Raw genomic sequence first — 3,795 nt, 5'->3', positions numbered from 1 at the left:
GCCATAGCCGCCATCCCACTCGGATGGACCTGATCGAGTCTGGAGCCTAAGGCCATCTCCGCAGCAAGGAACCGATCAGGCTAGGGGTTCTCCTGGCGACGTGCTTGCCCGAACTTGGCAATTTTGGCGGGCTCGCCACTCCGACTCTCCGTCAGCGCGATGTTCACCGCCTTCCTCAACTCGGCCAGCGAGAATGGCTTACGCAGCACTGCGGCGGCGAGGTCCCCTGCCGTGGCGCCGTCCTTGTCGGCATATCCGGTCGCCAGCAGAACTCGAAGCTCCGGCCTCAGCGCCCGGGCGCGCGCGGCCAGTTCAGCGCCCGTCATGCCAGGCATGGCGAAGTCGGCCAGCATCAGGTCGACGCGGGCATCGCCAGCCAGCCAGCGCAGGGCCTCGCGGCCGTTCTCCAGAACCGTCACCGTGTGACCCATCTCGCGGAGCATATCGGCCGCCGCAACGCGGACCTGAGGGTCGTCATCGACCAGCAGGACCGATCCCCCCGGGCTCCGGGTCACATCGGCAGCCTGGGTGAGCTGCGCTTCCTCGGCCTCGGCCGCGGCGCTGGCCCGCGGCAGGAACAGCTTAACCGTGGTCCCGATGCCCAACTGGCTTTCGACGGTGACATCGCCACCCAGTTGCTTGACGCTGCCGAACACCTGCGCGAGGCCGAGGCCGGTCCCCTTACCGACATCCTTGGTGGTGAAGAACGGCTCGAACGCGCGTGACAGCACCTCGGGGCTCATGCCCTCGCCGGTGTCGGACACCTCGATAATGACGTAGTCGCCCGGTTCCGGTCCCGACGGCACCCCATCACGGTGAACTGGGAAGTTCATGGTCCGGATGGTCAACTCGCCCCCATCCGGCATGGCATCCCGGGCATTGATGGCGAGGTTCAGCACGGCAAGCTCGAGCTGGTTGGCATCGGCCATCGCCGGCCACAGATCCTTCGCCAGATGCGTCGAGAAGCCGACCTTGCCCCCAAGGCTGCGGTGCAGAAGATCGCCCATGCCGAGGATGGCTTGGTTCACGTTGGTCGGCCTAGCCTGGAGCTGCTGGCGGCGCGAAAAAGCCAGAAGCTGCCCTGTCAGCTTGACGCCACGCTGCGCCGCCTGCTGGGCGTTGCGCAGCAGCCCGATCACGCGGGGATCATCGCCGATGCGGCGTTCGACCAACTCCAGCGAGCCGATCACGGCGCCGAGAAGGTTGTTGAAGTCGTGGGCAATGCCGCCGGTGAGCTGGCCCACCGCCTCCATCTTCTGTGCCTGGTGCGCCTGCGCCTCGGCTTCCCGCCGCAACGCCGCAAGCTCCAGGTGCGTCCGCACCCGCGCCAGCAGCTCCCGCGCGGAAAAGGGCTTCACGAGGTAATCGTCGGCGCCGGCTTCCAGCCCCTCGACGCTCGCTTCCTCGCCGGCGCGCGCGGACAGCAGCAGCACGGGCGTGGTGCGCAGGGCCGGGTCCGCGCGCACCGCGCGCAGCAGGGCGAAGCCGTCCATGACCGGCATCATGACATCGGTGAGCAGAAGGTCGGCCGGTTGCGCGCGCAGGGCCGCCAGCGCGCCGGCACCCTCCGCGAAGGAGGCCACGTCGTGCAGCGGGGCGAGCAGCCGCTCGACATAGGCCCGCATATCCGCGTTGTCGTCGGCCAGCACGATGCGCCGGCGCGGCGCGGCGGGCCCAGCCCGCTCCCGAGCCGCAGCGCGCAGCGGGACCACCTTGACCACGGGTGCCGCCCCCTCCGCCGGCACCATGGGCGTGGCGCCGTCAACCCAGCGCAACGCTTCCTCCACAAAGGGCGCGGCGCCGATGCCAGTCGATGCCAGCCTGCGCGCCGTACCAATATGCTCCGCCGGCAGATGGGCGTGGCCCAGCGGCAGCGTCACGGTGAACACGGAGCCATGTCCGGACTGGCTGGCCGCCTCCACGCTGCCGCCATGCAGTTGCACGAGCTCCCGCACCAGCGCCAGGCCGATGCCGGACCCTTCATGCGTGCGGCTGTGCGACCCTTCCACCCGGTGGAAGCGGTCGAAGATGCGGTGCAATTGGTCGGGCGGAATGCCCACGCCGGTATCGCTGACGGTCAGCCGCGCCTGGCCGTCCTGGCCCGCGCGCAGCGCCACGGCGATGTGCCCGGAAAAGGTATGCTTGAAGGCGTTGGAAAGAAGATTGAGGACGATCTTCTCCCACATGTCGCGGTCGACATAGGTATCCCCGGCAAGGGGCGGGCAATCGATCTCAAGCCGCAGGCCGGCTTTCTCGATCGCGGAGCGGAAGGTGCTGGCCAGCTCGGCCGTGAGCCGCGACAGGTCCACCCGCTCGAAGCTCGCATCGGCGCGCCCGGCCTCAACGCGCGAGAAGTCGAGCAGCGTGTTGACCAGGCGCAGCAGCCGCAAGGCATTCCGGTGCGCCAGGGTCAGCTCGTCGCGGACGGACGGATCGAGGTCCGGCCGCCGGAGCAGTTCCTCCACCGGCCCAAGCATCAGGGTCAGCGGCGTGCGGAACTCGTGCGACACGTTGGAGAAGAACTGCGTCTTGGCGCGGTCCAGCTCGGCCAGCGCCTCGGCGCGGCGGCGCTCCTCCTCATAGGCTCTGGCATTGCGGAGCGCGGTGGAGATCTGGTCGGTCGCCAGATCGCTGAAGGCCTTGTAGGTGTCGTCCCAGGCGCGGCTCGGGCTCAGCCCGAGGATGAGGACGCCGAGTGGCTCCGTGCTGGTCTCGCCCCGCACCGGCAGGACCACGGCATCTTCCACGGGGTCAGCCCAGAGCCCGCCAGGCAGGCCCAGCAGTGGCCCGAGGCCGTGCAGTTCCACGGCCTGGCCCGCGAGGGCCGGGGCGGCGCGCCACGGCGTTTCCGTGTTCTCCGCCAGCGCGGCCGGCGCGGCCACATGGTCCGTGGGGAGCCCCACGGCCACCACCCGATCCAGCGGAGCATCGCCGTTGCGGAGGTAGAGCAGGGCGAAGGGCACGTCGAGCGGGTCGCCGGCCAGAGCCTTGGCCAGCGCGTTGCAACTGGCCTCCACGCTGCGAATTTCGCGCGCCGCGGCGCCCAGCTCATGCAGGAGGCTCAGGCGGCGTTCGCCCACCACCTGGGATGTCACCTCGCTGCACACGGCCAGCATGCCGACGATCCGGCCCTCATCATCCTCGGCCGGCGCGTGCGAGACGCTGAGATAAGCTTCCTCTCGGTAGCCAGACCTTTCGATGAGGAGTGGAAGAGCCTGCGTCCAGTTTGCTTCCCCGGTTCGCATCACGCGCTCGATCATGGGGCCCAGCGTGTCCCAGCTTTCCTCCATGGTGACACGGATGTCCTCGCCGAGGGCACTGGGATGCTTGTTCCCGATCAGACCGGCATAGGCGTCGTTGTAGATCTGGGTGAACGACGGCCCCCAGGTGAGGATCATCGGGTACTGGGACGACAGCAGGGTGCGCACGGTGGACCGCAGGCTCTGCGGCCAAGACGGCACGGGCCCGAGCGGCGTGAGGGACCAGTCAAGCTCCCGGGCCAGTTCGCGCACTGCGCCTGGCCCCCGGAAAACGGCGCTATTGGGATGGTCGCCCATCATGCTCCTGCTCAGTGGTAACAACCGCCCGGGCACGCACCGTACTCGAAGCACTCTAGCTTGCCATCAATCACGGATAACTGGAACCTATGGCTGCACGGACTCGACCAGACCTCGAACGGCGTAACGCTCTTCGGGGGCTTTTCGGAGGACGGTCTCACCACCGCTCCGCTCTGGTGCATGGGTAAAGGTTCTGTTGCGAACGGTGGTGCAGGGCAGAAGTGATACTGTAGAGCCC

Annotated in this window: 1 protein-coding gene; it reads right to left on the bottom strand. The window is 68.4% G+C overall.

Annotated features, from left to right (window positions below; translation table 11 throughout):
* Positions 1-80: 80 nt before the first annotated feature.
* Positions 81-3,116, bottom strand: a complete 3,036-nt coding sequence (locus IBL25_RS24915; protein ID WP_379656303.1) for an ATP-binding protein — start codon at positions 3,114-3,116, stop codon at positions 81-83.
* Positions 3,117-3,795 lie beyond the last annotated feature (679 nt).

It is taken from the genome of Pseudoroseomonas ludipueritiae (assembly GCF_014490445.1).
GTDB classification, from domain to species: Bacteria; Pseudomonadota; Alphaproteobacteria; order Acetobacterales; family Acetobacteraceae; genus Pseudoroseomonas; species Pseudoroseomonas ludipueritiae.
This window is presented reverse-complemented; position numbering and strand designations above follow the sequence as displayed.